The sequence below is a fragment of the Streptomyces sp. NPDC051664 genome (genome assembly GCF_044453545.1).
Taxonomy (GTDB): Bacteria; Actinomycetota; Actinomycetes; order Streptomycetales; family Streptomycetaceae; genus Streptomyces.
On the sequence record NZ_JBITCU010000019.1, the window covers coordinates 22,653 to 38,483 of the forward strand.

Genomic DNA, 15,831 nt, shown 5'->3' on the forward strand with positions numbered 1-15,831 from the left:
GTACTTCTTATATATGAGCGAGCAGGTGCACAACAGATTGGCGATGGTACGCGCGGAACGCAAAGTGTCGCGGCAGGCGCTGGCCGAAGCGGTCGGCGCCCACTACCAGACCATCGGCTACATCGAGCGCGGGCAGTACAACCCGAGCCTCGATCTCGCCCTGCGCATCGCCGAGTTCTTCGACCTGCCGGTGGAGGCACTCTTCTCCCTCCGGCCGTTCCGCCCGCTCACGGACGAGGTTTACGGGAGGAAGCAGTGACCACCCCAGGCACGCCCCAGCGAGACCGGCGCACGCGCTACGACGAGCGCATGTTCGCCCTCATGAACAACCGCCAGGGGGCTGCGCTGTACGCGACGGCGGCCCGCCGCCGCGCGGCCGTCGCGGTCCACGTGGTACTTACGGCGGCAGCCGTGGCGACGGGCATCGGCATGTCCGTGACCGATCTGCGCTGGCTCGCCTTCGCCCTTCTTGCCCTGATCCTGCCCTGGTGTGTGGCCACCGGCGTGATCAATGGCGCCACCCGCGGCCTCCTCGAACTGCGGAAGCACGTTCTGGACGAACGCCAACTGGCGGAGCGGGACCGGGTACATGCACGGGCGCACCGCTTGACCACGTACCTGCTGGCGGGCGCCGTCGTCGGCGTCGCCGCGTACGACCTGACCGGTCAGGGACCGGCCAGCACTCTGCTCATCCCGGTCCTCGTCGCGGTGTTCGTCACGCACTGGCTGATGCCGATGTGGGTGGCCGGCCTGACGGCCCGGGACGAACCGGCGGAGGGAACGGAGCCGGGGCCGGAGATGCTCTAGCTGGTACCGCGTCAGGCAACGTTCGCCCTGTTCTGATGGCCGAGTTGTCGCCTGGTGGCGTCGAGCAGGTGTCGCAGGCCCGGGCGGCGGGGGGTGCCGGTGCGGTTGGCGGTGCAGACCGTCCGGGTGACGGGCTGCATCACTCCTGCGAAGCTTTCCGCGTGGTCGAAAAGAATGATATCGCGCATGGGGACTGCGTCCGCGAGGGGAAGTACGCACGCATTGAACGGGAGAGGCGGTTCCTGCTCGCAGGGCCGCCGAGTGCGTCGTCCGTCATCGCCGTCCGCGTGCTCACCGATCGCTATCTGGAGGGCACGCGTCTGCGGCTGAGGCGTTCCGAGCGCCCGGACATCGGTACGTGTGAATTCAAGCTCACCCAGAAGGTGCCTGCCGACAGGCGGGGACCCGTTCAGGGTCTGATCACGAACACGTATCTGTCTTCGGACGAATATCGACTGCTCGCTTCGCTGCCGGCCGCGGTGCTGGTCAAGAAGCGCTTGAGTGTGCCTCCCTTCGGCGTCGACGTGTTCGAGCCTCCGCTGCACGGCTTGGTCCTGGCGGAGGCCGAGTTCACCAGCGATGAGGAGGCGACGGCCTTCGCGCCTTCTCCTGAATGCCTCGCCGAGGTCACGGACGACGCCCGCTTCACCGGCGGCAAGCTCGTGCGGGCGTCCCGGAGCGAGGTTCTGGCCTGGCTTGCCGAGTACGGCATCCGTCCGGGTTCCTCTTGATGATCAGCTACGCACTCGCGCCACAGTTGTCTCGTCCCGGCGCAGGGCGTTGAGCGCCTGGTCGAGGGAGGTCTCGAGGTAGGTCAGGGAGTCGGTGGCCTGGAGCAGGGTGGCGCCGCCGGTGACTGCGGTCAGAACCGCCGTTGCTGCCGCGTCGGCATCCAGGTCTGCGTCGGCCTCGCCCGAGTCCTTCAAGGCCTGTACACCTTCGGAGAGATGGGCGTGCCAGCGGTCGTACAGCCGCGTGATGATGCCCTGCGTGGCCGGCCGGGCGACGTCGAGTTGGGCGGTGAGTGCGGACAGCGGGCAGCCGGCACGCTGGGCGTCGTACTTCTCGATCACGCGCTCGCGCCAGTCCTGCCACTTCTGCCAGCTGGTGAGGTCGCCGAGCATGGGCTGCTGGTCGGCGAGGACCTGTTCGGCCTCGTACTCGGCCACCGCGAGGAGCAGGTCGGACTTGCCCTGCGGGAAGTAGTGGAACAGCTGGCTCTTGCTGGTGGAGGTGGCGGCGCGGATGTCGTCGAGGCTGACTCCGGCGACGCCGTGGTCGCGGATCAGGGCTGCCGCGCCGGTGATGATGCGCTGGCGGGTGGCGGCTCCACGGGTGGTGAGCACGATGTCGGTGACCTCCTTGCCGACCCGCCTTCCGGGAGGCGTCGAGGGTGACCAGGCTAACTCCATTGGACTTGACAGTCCAGTTCCACGGGTTCACATTGGACCTCACGGTCCACACTGGACCTCGTGGTCCACTTTGCCGCCCTGCGGCCCTGCGGCCCGGACCAACTAAATCCACAGAGTTCATTCCGTGCGCCGCCACGACGCCGCGCCGACGAGAAGAGACACCGCATCATGGGCACTCGCCTGCATCACAAGACCGCTCTGGTCACCGGAGCCACCAGCAACATCGGACGCGCGATAGCCGAGGCATTCGCCGCCGAGGGGGCACACGTCGCCGTCTCCGGCCGGAACCACGAGCGCGGACAAGAGGTCGTCGACGGCATCAGGGCCGCCGGTGGGCGTGCCGACTTCGTCGCCGCCGACCTCGACGGCAGCGCGGCCGCCTCCCGGGCCCTCGCCGACGAGGCGACCCGGGTCCTCGGCGGGCGGGTCGACATCCTGGTCAACAACGCCGGCATCTACCCCGGCTCGACCACCCCGGCCACGGACGAGAAGACGTTCGACCAGGTCTATGCCGTCAACGTCAAGGCGCCATTCTTCCTGACCGCCGCCCTCGCTCCTGCCATGGCCGAGGCGGGCGGCGGCGCGATCGTCAACCTCGGATCGTGGATCGCCCGCCTCGGTATTCCCGTCGGCGCTCTCTACAGCTCCAGCAAGGGAGCGGTGGAGACCCTGACCCGGGCGTGGGCCGCCGAGTTCGGCCCGTCCGGCGTGCGGGTCAACGCGATCTCGCCCGGTGTGGTGCGCACGCCCACCCCGGACGAGACCGAGGCACACCCCGGCGACATCATGATGAAGGGCACTCCGGCCGGCGGGGTCGGCAGCCCCGAGGCCATCGCGCAGGCGGCGGTGTACCTGGCCGGCGACGAGGCGGCATTCGTCCACGGAACCGTGCTCGACGTCGACGGCGGCCGGGTCGGCGTGGCGGTCGTCGCCGGGGTGTGACCGCGCAGGAGCGGGGCCTGGAGCATCAGCCCGGTACCAGCGCATCCTGTGGGTGCACACGTCATACGTAGGGACGCGGCCGAGCGGGAGGCAGGAGCAGACATGGCGCACGCCGATCCGGGGCTCTTCGGACCCGAAACCGTCACCTGGCAGCTGCACGGCGACCCGATGATGTGGATCGCGGGCGTGCGCGCTCTGTATCTCCAGGCGCTGCACCCCCGCGCCGTCCGCGGCGTCATGCAGAACTCCGACTTCCGCAAGGACGCGTGGGGACGGCTGCTGCGCACGGCCGGCTTCGTCGGCACCATCACCTACGGCACCACGGAAGCCGCCGAGAAGGCGGGCGCCCGGGTCCGCAGGATCCACCGGCTCCTCAAGGCCACCGACCCGGCGACCGGCGAGACGTACGGTGTCGACGAACCGGAGCTGCTGCTGTGGGTGCACTGCGCCGAGGTCGACTCCTACCTTCAGGTGCAGCTCCGCTCCGGCCAGTCCCTCACCGCCGCGCAGGCCGACCGTTACATCGACGAACACCGCACGAGTGCCCGCCTGGTGGGCCTCGACCCCGACGACGTACCCGCGACCACCGCCCAGCTCGCCGCCTACTTCGACCGGGTGCGGCCCGAACTCGCCGCAGGCGCCGAGGCGCTCGACGTCGACGACTTTCTCCGCCGTCCGCCCGTCCATGCCCTGCTGATCCCGGCGCGCGAACTGCTGTGGCGGCGCGTGGCGGCACTGGCCTACCAGTCACTGCCCCCGTACGCGCATGACCTCTACGGCAGGCCCGCGCCACCTCTGCGTACCGTCGACCGGCGCCTGCGCGCCACCGGAACCGCCCTGCGCTGCATCCCGTCGCGGCTGCGCTGGCAACTCCCGCCCGGCCACATCGTGCAGGCGATGGAACGACTCGGCCCCGGTAGCCGCCCCGCCCCCTCCAAACTCGGTGACGGGGCAGCCATACTGGACGGGCCGGGGAGGGCGCAGCAGTAGGCGAAGCAACGGGGGCGACAGCACGCGATGGCGGACACCAGGCTGATCCAGAGCCGGTACCGGCTGCTCGATGTGATCGGGCGCGGGGGCATGGGCGAGGTGTGGCGCGCCCGCGACGAGTCGCTCGGCCGCCACGTGGCCGTCAAATGTCTCAAACCGATGGGGCCCCAGCACGATCAGTCGTTCACCCGGATCCTGCGCGAACGGTTCCGCCGCGAGGCCCGGGTGGCCGCCGCCCTCCAGCACCGAGGCGTCACCGTCGTCCATGACTTCGGCGAACACGACGGTGTGCTCTACCTGGTGATGGAACTCCTCGACGGCCGCAACCTCAGCCAGCTCCTGGAGGACAACGAACAGCATCCGCTGCCGGTGCCCGACATCGTCGACATCGCCGAGCAGGTCTCCGACGCGCTCGGCTACACCCATCAACAGGGCATCGTGCACCGCGACCTGAAGCCCGCCAACATCATGCGGCTGACCGACGGCACGGTGAAGATCTGCGACTTCGGCATCGCCAGGCTCGGTCACGACATCGGCTTCACCTCACGTCTCACCGGTACGGGCATCGCCATGGGTACCCCGCACTACATGTCGCCCGAGCAGATCAGCGGCGGCCATGTCGACCACCGCAGCGACCTCTACTCACTGGGCTGTGTGCTGTACGAGATCGCCACCGGAGTCCCGCCGTTCGACCTCGACGACGCCTGGGCCGTCCTCGTCGGGCACCGCGACACCCAGCCCGAACCGCTGCGCACCCACCGCGCCGAACTCCCCGGCTTCTTCGACCGGGTCGTCCTGGAACTGCTCGCCAAGTCGCCGGAGGAGCGGCCCGCCGACGCGGGCGACCTGCGGCAGCGGATCGCCGTCGGACGTACCGGTGAACAACAGCACCTCCCGCCGGCAGGGCATCTCCAGCCGTCGGGGCAGGTCCGGCTCGCCCCGCCGGTCCCCGTCGTACGCCCCGGACGGCAGCCGCACGGCCCCGGGCCGCGACTGCCGTCCTGGACCCGGGGCATGACCGTCGGACACAGGGCGTCAGGGGCCACGCACCTCGGCCTCGCGCCGCCCGACCACTCCGCAGGCCTGACCGGCGAATGGACCACCGGCACCTACCTGCGAACCCTGACCGGAGGCGTCCCGCTCGCCCGGCCCGAGCGACCCACACCCTCGCCGGAACTGCTCTCCACCCTCGCCAACCGGCACAGCGCGGGCCTCAACCTGGGCCGGCTCGGCCACTGGGAGGAGGCCGGCGAGGTGCACCGCGCGGTCGCCGCCGAACGCGAGCACGCCCTCGGCCCCGACCACCCCGACACCCTCTCCAGCCAGTTCGAGGTCGCGTTCACCCTGAGCCGCACCGGGCGCGCCGCGGACGCTCTGCGCGAGTTCGACCGGGTTGCTCAGGGCCGCGAACGGACCATGGGCCCCGACCACCCGGAGACACTCGCCGCCCGGCAGGAGGCGGCGTACGTACTGGGCCAGCTCGGCCGCCACTTCGAGGCCCATCAGGTGTACGCCGCGGTCCTCGCCTCCAGGGAACGGTCGATGGGCCCCGACCACCCCGACACCCTGCGCTGCCGCCACAACCTCGCGTTCAACCTCAGCAGGCTCGGGCGTCTGGAGGACTCGTACCGGATGGCCCGCGACGTGGCGCACGCCCGCAGCCGGCTGCTCGGCGCCAGTCACCCCGACACCCTGGTCACCCTCTACGAAGTCGCGTACACCTTGGGCCAGTTGGGGCGCTGGTCGGACGCGCTGCAGACCTACCGGCAAGTCGCCCGAGGCCGCGCGGCGACGCTCGGCGCGGACCATCCCGACACGCTCTCCGCACGCTACGAGGTCGGCATCAGCCTGGGCAGGCTGGGCCGAAGCGCGGAGGCCCTGGAGCTGTACCGCGCCCTCGTCGACGACCGGACCAGGGTGGGCGGCCCCGCCGACCTCGAGACGCTCCGCGCCCGCCACGGCCTCGGTGTCAATCTGGGGCGACTGGCCCGCTGGGAGGAAGCCCTCGCCGAGTCGCGCGATGTGTGCGCGATCCGGGAGCGCATCCTCGGCCCCGACCACCCCGACACCCTCGTCAGCCGTCGCGAGGTCGCGGTCGGCCTGGGCTGGCTGGGCCGCTGGGCCGATGCCCTCACCGTGTACCGGACGGTCGCCGAGGCCCGCGAGCGCGTCCTCGGCGCCGACCACCCCGACGCCCTCGCCAGCCGGAACGACGAGGCGCACTGCCTCGAACAGCTCGGGCGCGGCACGGAGGCGGTCGAGCTGTACCGCAAGGTCGCGGCGCTGCGCCGACAGCGGGGCGCCGAACCGCACTGACCTGGAACTTCCGCCCCGCCACCTCTGGTCAGGGGCGATCGTCCCGTGTTACCAAGGGCCATGCCCGCACCTGACACGTATGACGCAGTGATCGTGGGCGGCGGCCACAACGGTCTGGTCGCCGCCGCCTATCTCGCCCGCGCCGGACAGTCCGTCCTCGTCCTCGAACGCCTCGGCACCACCGGGGGAGCGGCCGTCTCGACCCGTCCCTTCGACGGGATCGACGCCCGGCTGTCGCGCTACTCGTATCTGGTGTCCCTGCTGCCGCAGAAGATCGTCCGCGATCTCGGGCTGGACTTCGCCGTACGCAAGCGGACCGTCTCCTCGTACACACCGACCGTGCGGGGCGGCCGTGCCACCGGACTGCTCGTCGGCGGGGACACCACCCGGGAGTCCTTCGCCGCGCTCACCGGCGGCGAGCGCGAGTACGCGGCCTGGCAGCGCTTCTACGGCATGACGCAGCGGGTCGCCGAGCGGGTCTTCCCGACCCTCACCGAGCCGCTGCCCAGCCGGGACGCGCTCCGCGACCGGATCGGTGACCCGGACGCCTGGCGGATGCTCTTCGAGGAACCGATCGGAGTGGCCGTCGAGGAGAACTTCGCCGACGATCTCGTACGCGGAGTCGTGCTGACCGACGCGCTGATCGGCACCTTCGCAGACGCGCACGACCCGTCCCTGCTCCAGAACCGCTGCTTCCTCTACCACATGATCGGCGGCGGCACCGGCGACTGGGACGTCCCCGTCGGCGGCATGGGCGCGCTCACCGACGCCCTCGCGCAGGCCGCCCGGGCGGCGGGCGCCGAGATCCGGGTCCGGCACGAGGCGACCCGGGTCGAGACCGACGGCACCCGGGCGGAGGTCACCGTCCGCTCACCCGACGGTGAACACCGGGTCGCCGCCCGCCGGGTCCTCGTCAACGCCTCGCCGCAGGCCCTCGCCGCACTCCTCGGCGACGAGCCGCCGGCCCCCTCCGAAGGCGCCCAGCTGAAGGTCAACATGTTGCTGCGCCGGCTGCCCAGGTTGCGCGACCGCTCCGTCGACCCACGCCAGGCGTTCGCCGGAACCTTCCATATCGCCGAGGGGTACGGGCAGCTGTCCGACGCCTACCGGGACGCCGCATCGGGCCGGCTGCCGGCGGCGCCCCCGTCCGAGATCTACTGCCACTCGCTGACCGACCCGTCGATCCTCGGTCCCGACCTCGCCGCCCGCGGCTACCAGACCCTCACTCTCTTCGGCCTGCACACACCCGCCCGGCTCTTCGCAGCGGACAACGAGTCGACACGCGCCGCACTCCTCAAGGCCACGCTCGCCGAACTCGACGCGCATCTCGACGAGCCGATCGCCGACTGTCTGGCTGTCGACGGGAACGGCGAGCCGTGCATCGAGGCGAAGACCCCGCTCGACCTCGAACGGGATCTGCGGCTGCCCGGCGGACATATCTTCCACCGGGATCTCGCCTTCCCGTACGCCACGGAGTCCACCGGCCGGTGGGGCGTCGAGACGGCGCACGCCAATGTGCTGCTGTGCGGGGCGGGCGCCGTGCGCGGTGGCGGGGTCAGCGGGGTTCCCGGCCACAACGCCGCGATGGCGGCGCTGGGCCGGTGACCCGTAACCGCTGATCCGTACCTGCCTGCTGATCGGTACCTAGTGACCGAACACGCCGCGCAGCGCGCCGAGTTTGCGCGGCAGATCGTACTCCGCGCCGCCCTCGTGCCCGTTGTACGTGAACACCTCGATCGCGGCCGGTCCGGCGTAGCGGTGGTCGGCGGCGAACACCGTCGACGACGGGCAGATCTTGTCCATCAGCCCCACCGAGAACCACGCCGGAGCGGTCGCCCGCGCCGCGAAGTTCACCCCGTCGAAGTAGGACAGTGTCTCCATCGCCTCGTCCATCCGGAAACTCCCGCCAGATGGATCGCCAGGAACGGCACGCCGTAGCGCCAGTAGACGACCCCCTCCGCGGGGCGCTCGCCCGCGAGTTGGGGTCCATTGCGCTCGCCGAGGGCTACCACGTACTGCTCTGCAACAGTGAGCGTGATCCGGCCCGCGAGCTCAAGTACGGCGAGGAGCTGCTCGCCGACGGGGTGAGCGGAGTGGTGCACGGAACCGCCCGCCGATTCCGCACCCCGCCCTGTTCCCTACCACGGTGCAGGACGCGGTACAGCAGTTCAGGGCGCGGCGACCGGGAATCGCCGCGCCCTGCGTTCGCACGCGTCTGACGGTTTATCAGGAGGCGGTGCAGGCACCGATGGAGGGCGTCGCCGTGCTGCCGTTCGTCATGACGGTGAACCCGAAGGTCGTCGACGCTCCCGCCGCCAGACTGCCGTTGCCGTTCGGCTTCATGGTCATCACATCTCCGCTGGTGTCCCAGCTGGGAGAGCCGTTCCAGGTCGTGGAGCCCTTCTGCGGCGAGGTCAGGGTCACCGGCACCGACCAGCCGGTGATCGCGGAACTGCCGGCCTTCACCGTCACCTGTCCGTTGTAGCGGTCACTCCAGGAGTCGGTGCGCGTATAGGTCGCCGTGCAGGTGGCGCCGCCCGTGCCGCCGCCAGGGGTACCGCCACCGGTGCTGCCGCCGAGTGCGGCGAGCACCGCGTCGTACGCGGGCTTCTTGCCGTAGTTGTTGTCGAACAGCAGCGGGGTGCCACTGCTGCGCCACGAGTACTTGTCGGGGATGCCCCAGACAGTGATGCCGGTGCAGCGCGAGACGGCCAGGCAGGCCTTCACCACATTGCTGTAGTTGGTGGCCTGCGCCGAGCCGGAACCCTCGATGTCCAGTTCGGTGATCTGCACATCGACGCCGAGGTCGGCGAAGCGCTGCAGATTGGCCTGGTAGTCACTGGGGACGGGCGAGTTGCTGTTGAAGTGCGACTGGAATCCCACGCAGTCGATCGGCACGCCGCGCTGCTTGAAGTCCTTCACCATGTTGTAGACCGCGTTGCTCTTCGCGTTCTGACCGTCGGTGTTGTAGTCGTTGTAGCAGAGCTTGGCGCCCGAGTCGGCGGCGCGAGCGGTACGGAACGCCTCCTCGATGTAGCCGTTGCCGAGCTTGTCCTGGAACGGGGAGCTGCGGCGGGCGCCACTGCTGCCGTCCTGGAACGCCTCGTTGACCACGTCCCAGGCGTAGATCTTGCCTTTGTAGTGCGTCATGACCTGGGTGATGTGGTTGTTCATCGCCGTACGGAGGTCGGCGGCGGCGAGGCCACCCACCCAGCCGGGCAGTTGCGAGTGCCACACCAGGGTGTGACCCCGGACCTTCATTCCCTTGCCCTGGGCGTGGCTGACTATCTGGTCGGCCGAGGAGTAGTTGAACGAGTTGCGGGTGCCTTCGACGGCGTCCCACTTCATCTCGTTCTCGGGCGTCACCGCGTTGAACTCGGTGTCCAGCGTGGAGGCGTACTGCACCTCACCGAGGTGATTCGCGGCCACCGCCGTACCGAAGTACCTGCCCTTGGCCGCGGCCGAGGCGCCGAGTGTGCTCGCGGCGTTCGCGCTACCGGTGAGCGAGAGGACACCGGCGGTGGCCAGGACGCCGGCCGTTCCGAGGACGAGTGCCTTGCGGACCAGGACACGGAACTGCGGGCGTTCGGGCTCGAAGCCGCGGGGGGAATCGTCGATCACTGACCAACCTCTTCTTCCGATTTCCGGACGGAATGAGCGGACTGCCCGGACAGGGATGGATGGACCGTTCAGGGCTGTGCGTTCCGCCTCCGGACGCGCCGACGAATGGCGGTTCTCCGGCGGGGAGTTGATCGGTGAAGCAAGGAGCGAGGGAGAGTATGCGCCCGACGATGGGCAACGTCAACGCAACATTTCCGAAACATTTCGAGGAGGTGAAGTGCGAAATCCGCACCTTGAGTGGCTCTGACCTGCTCAGATGTGGCTCCAGCAGTGTCGGCGAGAGTGTTTGGAGCCGTCGGGGAACGCAGGTGCAGGCAGGAATTACGAAAGTCTGCCGAAATGATGTACGTGATGTGGGCGAAGATGTGGGTCCGCCTCGTGTGCCACCTGACGCATCCGCACCTGTCAGCGGAGCATTTCGTGCCTTTCGGTGGATAAGAGCTCGATCGTGGCATGAATGCGGCAGCAAGTGCATCGAAATATTTCGGGATGGGTGCAGATCGAACGCATCGCGATCCGCTTGAAGGTTCGCGCACAAGGCAGCAGTCTGTTGGTAACGCTTGTTTCGCATCAAGTGATTGACCTGCGACCTGAAACACCGGTGATGGCGGCCGTTCGCCTCTGCGGTGCATGACGCCCTGACGTATCTGCCGTTCGGTGGCGTTCGCGCGATTCGACCGGGCCGTTATCGATATGTAACAGGCGTTACTGTGGAGCGAATGGAAGTGTCATGTGTAACGTGCGGGAAGTTCGTCGGCGGTGAACCGACCGCACGGCAGTTCCGCGAGAAGAGGTCCGTGTTGCACACTCACCCATGGCGCCGCGCAGTTGCGGCCACAGCGCTGTTGATCACAGTGGCCACGACGCTGTCCGGTTGCGGCAGCGACCCCGGGGGCAGCGACACCGCTGCCCCCGCAGCCGGCGTCACCATCGCCGGCGTACGCATCACCCGCGATGCGAAGCTCCACGCGACCCTGCCTGCCGCCGTGCGGTCCGCCGGCGCGGTCAAGGTTGCCACCGACGTTCCGTACGCCCCTTTCGTGATGTTCGTGGCCGAGGGTAAACCCGAACTGACCGGGCTCGACTACGACTTGGGGCAGGCCCTGGGAGCCAAGCTGGGGGTGCGATTCACCTTCACCGCGCAGAAGTTCGACGGCATCGTGCCGGCGATCCAGGCCGGCAAGTTCGACGCGGTGATGTCGGCCATGACCGACACCAAGGAGCGCCAGCAGGTCCTGGACTTCGTGGACTACTCCGTGTCCGGCTCGGGCATCCTCGTCACCGAGGGGAACCCGCATCACATCACCGAACTCGGCGATCTGTGCGGCAAGAAGGTAGGTGCCGAGGCCGCCACCCACCAGCTGGACGTGCTCAAGGCCCATCAGGCCGCATGCGCGGACGCCGGCAAGCAGCCCGTCTCCATCCAGACGTTCCCGAAGGACTCGGATGCCCAACTGGCCCTGCGCTCAAGGAAAGTCGCAGCCGACCTGCTGACCAAGCCCGCGGCAGGCTGGACCGCCAAGAACGCCGACGGCGGCCGGGCCTTCGAAGTCGTCGACGACCCCGGGGCGGTCGGCGGCTACGAGGCCACCCCCAACGGGATCGGCGTCACCAAACGCCTGCCAGGCCTCACCGACGCGATCCAGAAGGCCGTGCAGGCGCTCATCGACGACGGGACGCTGCACAGGATCTGCGCCGAGTACGGTGCTGCGTCCATCGCGGTGCAGGAAGCCACCAAGAACGCGGCGGTGTCCTGACATGACAGCCACGACCCCCGCCGGGACCGTGCAGAGCCCTCCCGCACCGGCCGCGCCCGCACCGGACACCCTCACCGCCGTGCCGGTCCGTCACTGGGGCCGCTGGCTCGCCGCGGCGGCAGCCGCCACCGCCCTTGTCGGGCTCATCGGCTCCCTGGCAGGCAACAAGAACCTGCACTGGGACATCGTCGGACGATACGTCTTCGCCGACCTCGTGTTCAGCGGACTGGTCACGACGCTGTGGCTCACCGCGGCCGCCATGGCGATCGGGCTCGGCCTCGGTGTCCTCGTAGCGGTGATGCGGCTGTCGTCCAACCCCGTCCTGCGCGCCCTCGGTACCGCTTTCGTCTGGGTCTTCCGGTCGACGCCCCTGCTGGTCCAGATCATCTTCTGGGGGTACGCGGGAGCGCTCTACCAACATGTCCTGATCGGCGTCCCGTTCACCCACATCACCTTCCTCCAGGCCGACACCAATGCCCTGCTCACGCCCACGGTCGCCGCGCTCCTGGCGCTGGGGCTCAACGAGGCGGCGTACGCGAGCGAGATCGTCCGCGCCGGGATCCAGTCCGTCGACCCGGGTCAGGCGGAGGCCGCGCACTCGCTCGGCATGCGTCCCACCCTCACCACCCGGCGCATCGTGCTGCCCCAGGCCATGCGGGTGATCATCCCGCCGCTGGGCAACGAGACCATCAACATGCTCAAGATGACCGCACTGGTCTCCGTGATCTCCGCCCACGACCTGATGTCCAACATCCAGGACGTGTACGCGCAGAACTACCAGGTCATCCCCATGCTCGTGGTCGCCTCCATCTGGTACTTGATCCTTGTCACGGCCCTGAGCCTTCCGCAGTCCTGGCTGGAGCGCCGGTACGGGCGCGGCCTGGCGCCCACCGCTGCAGCCGGTCCGCTGCAGCGCCTCGTCGCCGGTGCCCGGCTGCCCCTGTTCCGTTCCACCCCCGCCTCGACCGGCCCGAAGGGATGACGACCGTGAAGACGCCGATGGTGCACGCCGAGGGCGTGCGCAAGCACTTCGGGAAGGTCGCGGTGCTCCAGGGCATCGACCTGGCCGTGGAACGTGGCCAGGTCTGCTGCCTGCTGGGCCCCTCCGGCTCCGGGAAGTCCACGTTCCTGCGCTGCATCAACCACCTGGAGAAGCTCGACGGGGGCAGGCTGTCCGTAGACGGTGCCCCGGTGGGCTACCGACAGCAGGGGAACCGGCTGTACGAGCTGAAGGAGCGCGAGATCGCCCGCAGACGCCGCGACATCGGGATGGTGTTCCAGCGGTTCAATCTCTTCCCGCACATGACGGCGGAACAGAACGTCATGGAGGCGCCCATGAAGGTCGCGGGCGTCGCCAGGGACGAGGCCCGCGCGGACGCCCGGCGCCTGCTGGACCGCGTCGGTCTCGCCGATCGCGCCGACCGTTACCCCGCCCAGCTGTCCGGCGGCCAGCAGCAGCGTGTCGCCATCGCACGGGCCCTGGCGATGAAACCCGAACTGATGCTCTTCGACGAACCGACGTCCGCACTCGACCCCGAACTGGTCGGAGAAGTACTGGACGTCATGCGCCAACTGGCCGCGGAAGGAATGACAATGGTGGTTGTCACCCACGAAATCGGGTTCGCCCGCGAAGTCGCGGACACGGCCGTCTTCATGGACGGCGGCGTCGTGGTCGAGGCGGGCACCCCGCGGCAGGTACTCGGCGACCCGCAGCAGGAACGCACCCGCGCCTTTCTGTCGAAGGTCCTGTGAGCGCCCCCGCACGGGCCCGGGGCACGGCGGCACGCACCGCGGCCCTGCTCCTCCCGGACGCCGTCGCCCTGTACGACCGCTACCTGTCGGACCTGCGGCACCTCGTCTCCATCGACTCCGGCTCGTACAGCCCCGAAGGGGTCAACCGGGTCGCGGCATGGACCGTACGGCGACTGACCTCCCTGGGCTTCGAGGCCGACCGGGCAGTCGTCACCGCCGAAGGCCGGGACTCCCGGTTCGGTGACCTGGTGGTGGGGCGGCTGCGCGGCCGGCTGCCCGTGGAGCGCGGCGGGCGGCGCATCCTGCTCGCCGGGCACATGGACACCGTGTTCGACGACGGGACCGCGGCCGACCGGCCCTTCCGTCTGAGCGGCCCGCTCGCCCACGGACCCGGAGTCAGCGACGACAAGGGAGGACTCCTCGCCGGGCTCACCGCCGTGGAACTTCTGCTGCACCGGCGGATGCTGGACTTCGCGGAGATCGTCTTCCTCGCCACCCCGGACGAGGAGGTCGGCTCACCGGCCAGCCGCCCGGTGACCGCCGCGCTCACGGCCGGAATCCACTACGCGCTCGGCCTGGAGTGCGCCCGCGGGAACGGCGACCTCGTCATCGCCCGCAAGGGCGTGGCCGACTTCGTGATCACTGTGACGGGGCGGGCCGCACACGCCGGGATCGAACCGGAGCGCGGGGCGAACGCCGCGCTGGCCGCCGCGCATCTGCTCATCGACTGTCAGAAGATGAACGGGCGCTGGGGCGACGTCACCGTCAATGTGGGCATGGTCAGGGCGGGCAGCCGCATCAACATCGTCTGTCCCGAAGCGGAGTTGCACGTAGAGGTGCGGTCGTCGACCGACGACGGGATCCGTCACGCCCGAGAGGCCATCGAGAAGGCCGCCGCCCGGCTCCGCGTACCCGGCACCAACGCCACCGTCCGGCAGACCGAAACCTGTCCGGCGATGAAGGACACCCCGGCAGCGCGCGCCATGTTGGCCCACGCCGTGGAGGCCGGGAGGGAACTCTCCGTCGCTCTGGGCGCCGCAGCCACCGGCGGCGTCGGCGACGCCAACACCATCGCCGGCGCCGGCGTCCCCACCCTCGACGGCCTCGGCCCGGTCGGTGGCGGGGACCACGGCCCGGACGAGTGGCTCGATGTCACGACCGTTCCGTCCCGCGTCGCCCTGCTGGCCGCCCTGATCGTGACGCTCGGGGATGCGGGCGGCAGCTGACCGGGCTCCCCGGCGCGGCCCGTCGTCGATGCGGAGAGAGTCCGGGGCCGGGCCCCGCGTAATCTGAACCCCTTTGGAAAGGTGGCCCGGCCCATGTCCTCACTCGCCGAAGAGATCCGGCACCGCATCGGTGATCTCAGTCCCGCCGAACGTAAGGTGGCCCGGGTGCTCCTCGCGGGCTATCCGTCGGCAGGCTTCGAGACCGTGGCCACGCTCGCCGAACGGGCCGGCGTGAGCGCGCCCACGGTGATCCGCTTCGTCAACAGGCTCGGCTACAAGGGATTCCCCGACTTCCAGGCGGCCCTGCGCGAGGAGCTCGACGAACGCAGCGCCTCACCGCTGGCGCTGTACAGCACGCGCGGATACGGCAGCACTCCGCCTCGGGCGCAGGACGACTCCGCTCCGGGCACGGCGCGCGCCGAAGGCGACCAGGATGTGTTCAGCGCCGAGGTCGGCCGCACCCTGCGCGAACTGCCTCCGCACGATGTGCAGGCAGCAGTGGCGCTGCTCTGCCACCCCAAGCGCCGGGTCGTCCTCGTGGGCGGCCGGTTCACCCACCTCCTGGCGCAGTATCTGGGCCTGCATCTCATGCAGGTGCGCGGTGACGTGGTGATCCTGCCGGACCGGGACGTGGAACGGACCGCTGTGCTCGCGGGTCTGGGCAGACAGGACGTGCTCGTGGTGTTCGACTACCGCCGCTACGAACCGGACAAGGTCGTCATCACCGAGCTGGCCAGGGAGCGCGGCAGCAAGATCGTCCTGTTCACCGATGCCTGGCTCTCGCCGGTGACCAATCTCGCCGACGTCGTCCTGCCCAGCCGGGTTGCCGCCCCGTCGCCGTACGACAGCATGGTGCCGACACTGGCCACGGTCGAGACGGTCCTCGCGGGCGTACTCGGGCGGCTCGGCGAGAAGGGGCGCGCTCACCTGGAGCACAGCGAGAACGTCGCACGGCGGGCCGGGATCCAGCCCGCCGACCGGAGGCCGGACGCCCCGTAGCAAGGGGGG

General features: G+C 69.7%; 17 protein-coding genes. 14 read left to right on the plus strand and 3 right to left on the minus strand.

Features of this window, described 5'->3' with window-relative positions; translation table 11 throughout:
* Nucleotides 1–13 precede the first annotated feature (13 nt).
* Genes ACIA8E_RS28410 through ACIA8E_RS28420 form a run of 3 tightly spaced genes read left to right on the plus strand, consistent with a single transcriptional unit; the run spans nt 14 to nt 1,538 of the window.
* Entirely contained in the window at nt 14–259 is a 246-nt protein-coding gene (locus ACIA8E_RS28410; protein WP_053922437.1) for a helix-turn-helix transcriptional regulator, read from the plus strand.
* Nucleotides 256–807 (plus strand): hypothetical protein, encoded by a 552-nt coding sequence (locus tag ACIA8E_RS28415; RefSeq protein ID WP_399302144.1) that lies wholly within the window; start codon nt 256–258, stop codon nt 805–807. Before ACIA8E_RS28410 ends, ACIA8E_RS28415 begins: the two co-directional genes overlap by 4 nt.
* Nucleotides 808–842: 35 nt before the next feature.
* Entirely contained in the window at nt 843–1,538 is a 696-nt protein-coding gene (locus ACIA8E_RS28420; protein WP_399302145.1) for a hypothetical protein, read from the plus strand.
* A 3-nt stretch (nt 1,539–1,541) separates the two neighbouring features.
* Here the strand turns inward: ACIA8E_RS28420 and ACIA8E_RS28425 are convergent, their stop codons facing one another.
* Complete coding sequence (locus ACIA8E_RS28425; RefSeq protein WP_399302146.1) at nt 1,542–2,153, minus strand: TetR/AcrR family transcriptional regulator; 612 nt, start codon at nt 2,151–2,153, stop codon at nt 1,542–1,544.
* Between the two features lie 234 nt (nt 2,154–2,387).
* Between ACIA8E_RS28425 and ACIA8E_RS28430 the strand changes: the two genes are divergently transcribed.
* The 4 genes from ACIA8E_RS28430 (at nt 2,388) to ACIA8E_RS28445 (ending at nt 8,072) form a co-directional block, all read left to right on the plus strand.
* Nucleotides 2,388–3,161 (plus strand): SDR family NAD(P)-dependent oxidoreductase, encoded by a 774-nt coding sequence (locus ACIA8E_RS28430; protein WP_399302147.1) that lies wholly within the window; start codon nt 2,388–2,390, stop codon nt 3,159–3,161.
* A gap of 102 nt (nt 3,162–3,263) precedes the next feature.
* Entirely contained in the window at nt 3,264–4,151 is an 888-nt protein-coding gene (locus ACIA8E_RS28435; protein WP_399302148.1) for an oxygenase MpaB family protein, read from the plus strand.
* Between the two features lie 27 nt (nt 4,152–4,178).
* Nucleotides 4,179–6,467, plus strand: coding sequence for a tetratricopeptide repeat protein (locus tag ACIA8E_RS28440; protein ID WP_399302149.1), 2,289 nt, complete (start codon nt 4,179–4,181; stop codon nt 6,465–6,467).
* Nucleotides 6,468–6,527: 60 nt separating this feature from the next.
* On the plus strand, nt 6,528–8,072 hold the full coding sequence (locus ACIA8E_RS28445; protein ID WP_399302150.1) for a phytoene desaturase family protein: 1,545 nt from the start codon (nt 6,528–6,530) through the stop codon (nt 8,070–8,072).
* 39 nt (nt 8,073–8,111) lie between these two features.
* Here ACIA8E_RS28445 and ACIA8E_RS28450 read toward each other — a convergent pair whose 3' ends face one another.
* The gene (locus ACIA8E_RS28450; protein WP_399302151.1) at nt 8,112–8,360 is read right to left on the minus strand and encodes an acetylxylan esterase; all 249 of its coding nucleotides are present in this window, start codon (nt 8,358–8,360) and stop codon (nt 8,112–8,114) included.
* Nucleotides 8,361–8,377: 17 nt separating this feature from the next.
* Here ACIA8E_RS28450 and ACIA8E_RS28455 point away from each other — a divergent pair, with 17 nt between their 5' ends.
* Nucleotides 8,378–8,686: a hypothetical protein gene (locus ACIA8E_RS28455; RefSeq protein WP_399302152.1), complete on the plus strand. Its 309-nt coding sequence runs from the start codon at nt 8,378–8,380 to the stop codon at nt 8,684–8,686.
* Nucleotides 8,687–8,693: 7 nt separating this feature from the next.
* On the opposite strand, the gene ACIA8E_RS28460 is transcribed toward ACIA8E_RS28455, so the two are convergent.
* Entirely contained in the window at nt 8,694–10,088 is a 1,395-nt protein-coding gene (locus tag ACIA8E_RS28460) for an endo-1,4-beta-xylanase (protein ID WP_399302153.1), read from the minus strand.
* Nucleotides 10,089–10,545: 457 nt separating this feature from the next.
* Between ACIA8E_RS28460 and ACIA8E_RS28465 the strand changes: the two genes are divergently transcribed.
* From ACIA8E_RS28465 to ACIA8E_RS28490, 6 genes are all read left to right on the plus strand, one after another.
* Nucleotides 10,546–10,722 carry a hypothetical protein gene (locus ACIA8E_RS28465; RefSeq protein ID WP_399302154.1) on the plus strand — a complete coding sequence of 59 codons (177 nt, stop codon included), beginning with the start codon at nt 10,546–10,548 and terminating at the stop codon, nt 10,720–10,722.
* 163 nt (nt 10,723–10,885) lie between these two features.
* Nucleotides 10,886–11,845 (plus strand): ABC transporter substrate-binding protein, encoded by a 960-nt coding sequence (locus ACIA8E_RS28470; RefSeq protein WP_399302155.1) that lies wholly within the window; start codon nt 10,886–10,888, stop codon nt 11,843–11,845.
* Between the two features lies 1 nt (nt 11,846).
* The gene (locus ACIA8E_RS28475) at nt 11,847–12,827 is read left to right on the plus strand and encodes an amino acid ABC transporter permease (RefSeq protein ID WP_399302156.1); all 981 of its coding nucleotides are present in this window, start codon (nt 11,847–11,849) and stop codon (nt 12,825–12,827) included.
* Complete coding sequence (locus ACIA8E_RS28480; RefSeq protein ID WP_399302157.1) at nt 12,824–13,597, plus strand: amino acid ABC transporter ATP-binding protein; 774 nt, start codon at nt 12,824–12,826, stop codon at nt 13,595–13,597. The genes ACIA8E_RS28475 and ACIA8E_RS28480 overlap by 4 nt, the downstream gene beginning before the upstream one ends.
* On the plus strand, nt 13,594–14,823 hold the full coding sequence (locus tag ACIA8E_RS28485; protein ID WP_399302158.1) for a M20/M25/M40 family metallo-hydrolase: 1,230 nt from the start codon (nt 13,594–13,596) through the stop codon (nt 14,821–14,823). The genes ACIA8E_RS28480 and ACIA8E_RS28485 overlap by 4 nt, the downstream gene beginning before the upstream one ends.
* A 93-nt stretch (nt 14,824–14,916) precedes the next feature.
* Nucleotides 14,917–15,822, plus strand: a complete 906-nt coding sequence (locus tag ACIA8E_RS28490; RefSeq protein ID WP_399302159.1) for a MurR/RpiR family transcriptional regulator — start codon at nt 14,917–14,919, stop codon at nt 15,820–15,822.
* Nucleotides 15,823–15,831: the final 9 nt, after the last annotated feature.

What these genes read in the sequence shown, in the direction of transcription:
- ACIA8E_RS28410 (WP_053922437.1), top strand. Translation starts at nt 14, where the DNA reads ATGAGCGAGCAGGTGCACAACAGATTGGCGATGGTACGCGCGGAACGC.
- ACIA8E_RS28420 (WP_399302145.1), top strand. Translation starts at nt 843, where the DNA reads ATGGCCGAGTTGTCGCCTGGTGGCGTCGAGCAGGTGTCGCAGGCCCGG.
- ACIA8E_RS28430 (WP_399302147.1), top strand. Translation starts at nt 2,388, where the DNA reads ATGGGCACTCGCCTGCATCACAAGACCGCTCTGGTCACCGGAGCCACC.
- ACIA8E_RS28435 (WP_399302148.1), top strand. Translation starts at nt 3,264, where the DNA reads ATGGCGCACGCCGATCCGGGGCTCTTCGGACCCGAAACCGTCACCTGG.
- ACIA8E_RS28440 (WP_399302149.1), top strand. Translation starts at nt 4,179, where the DNA reads ATGGCGGACACCAGGCTGATCCAGAGCCGGTACCGGCTGCTCGATGTG.
- ACIA8E_RS28445 (WP_399302150.1), top strand. Translation starts at nt 6,528, where the DNA reads ATGCCCGCACCTGACACGTATGACGCAGTGATCGTGGGCGGCGGCCAC.
- ACIA8E_RS28450 (WP_399302151.1), bottom strand. Translation starts at nt 8,360, where the DNA reads ATGGACGAGGCGATGGAGACACTGTCCTACTTCGACGGGGTGAACTTC.
- ACIA8E_RS28455 (WP_399302152.1), top strand. Translation starts at nt 8,378, where the DNA reads ATGGATCGCCAGGAACGGCACGCCGTAGCGCCAGTAGACGACCCCCTC.
- ACIA8E_RS28465 (WP_399302154.1), top strand. Translation starts at nt 10,546, where the DNA reads ATGCGGCAGCAAGTGCATCGAAATATTTCGGGATGGGTGCAGATCGAA.
- ACIA8E_RS28475 (WP_399302156.1), top strand. Translation starts at nt 11,847, where the DNA reads ATGACAGCCACGACCCCCGCCGGGACCGTGCAGAGCCCTCCCGCACCG.
- ACIA8E_RS28480 (WP_399302157.1), top strand. Translation starts at nt 12,824, where the DNA reads ATGACGACCGTGAAGACGCCGATGGTGCACGCCGAGGGCGTGCGCAAG.
- ACIA8E_RS28490 (WP_399302159.1), top strand. Translation starts at nt 14,917, where the DNA reads ATGTCCTCACTCGCCGAAGAGATCCGGCACCGCATCGGTGATCTCAGT.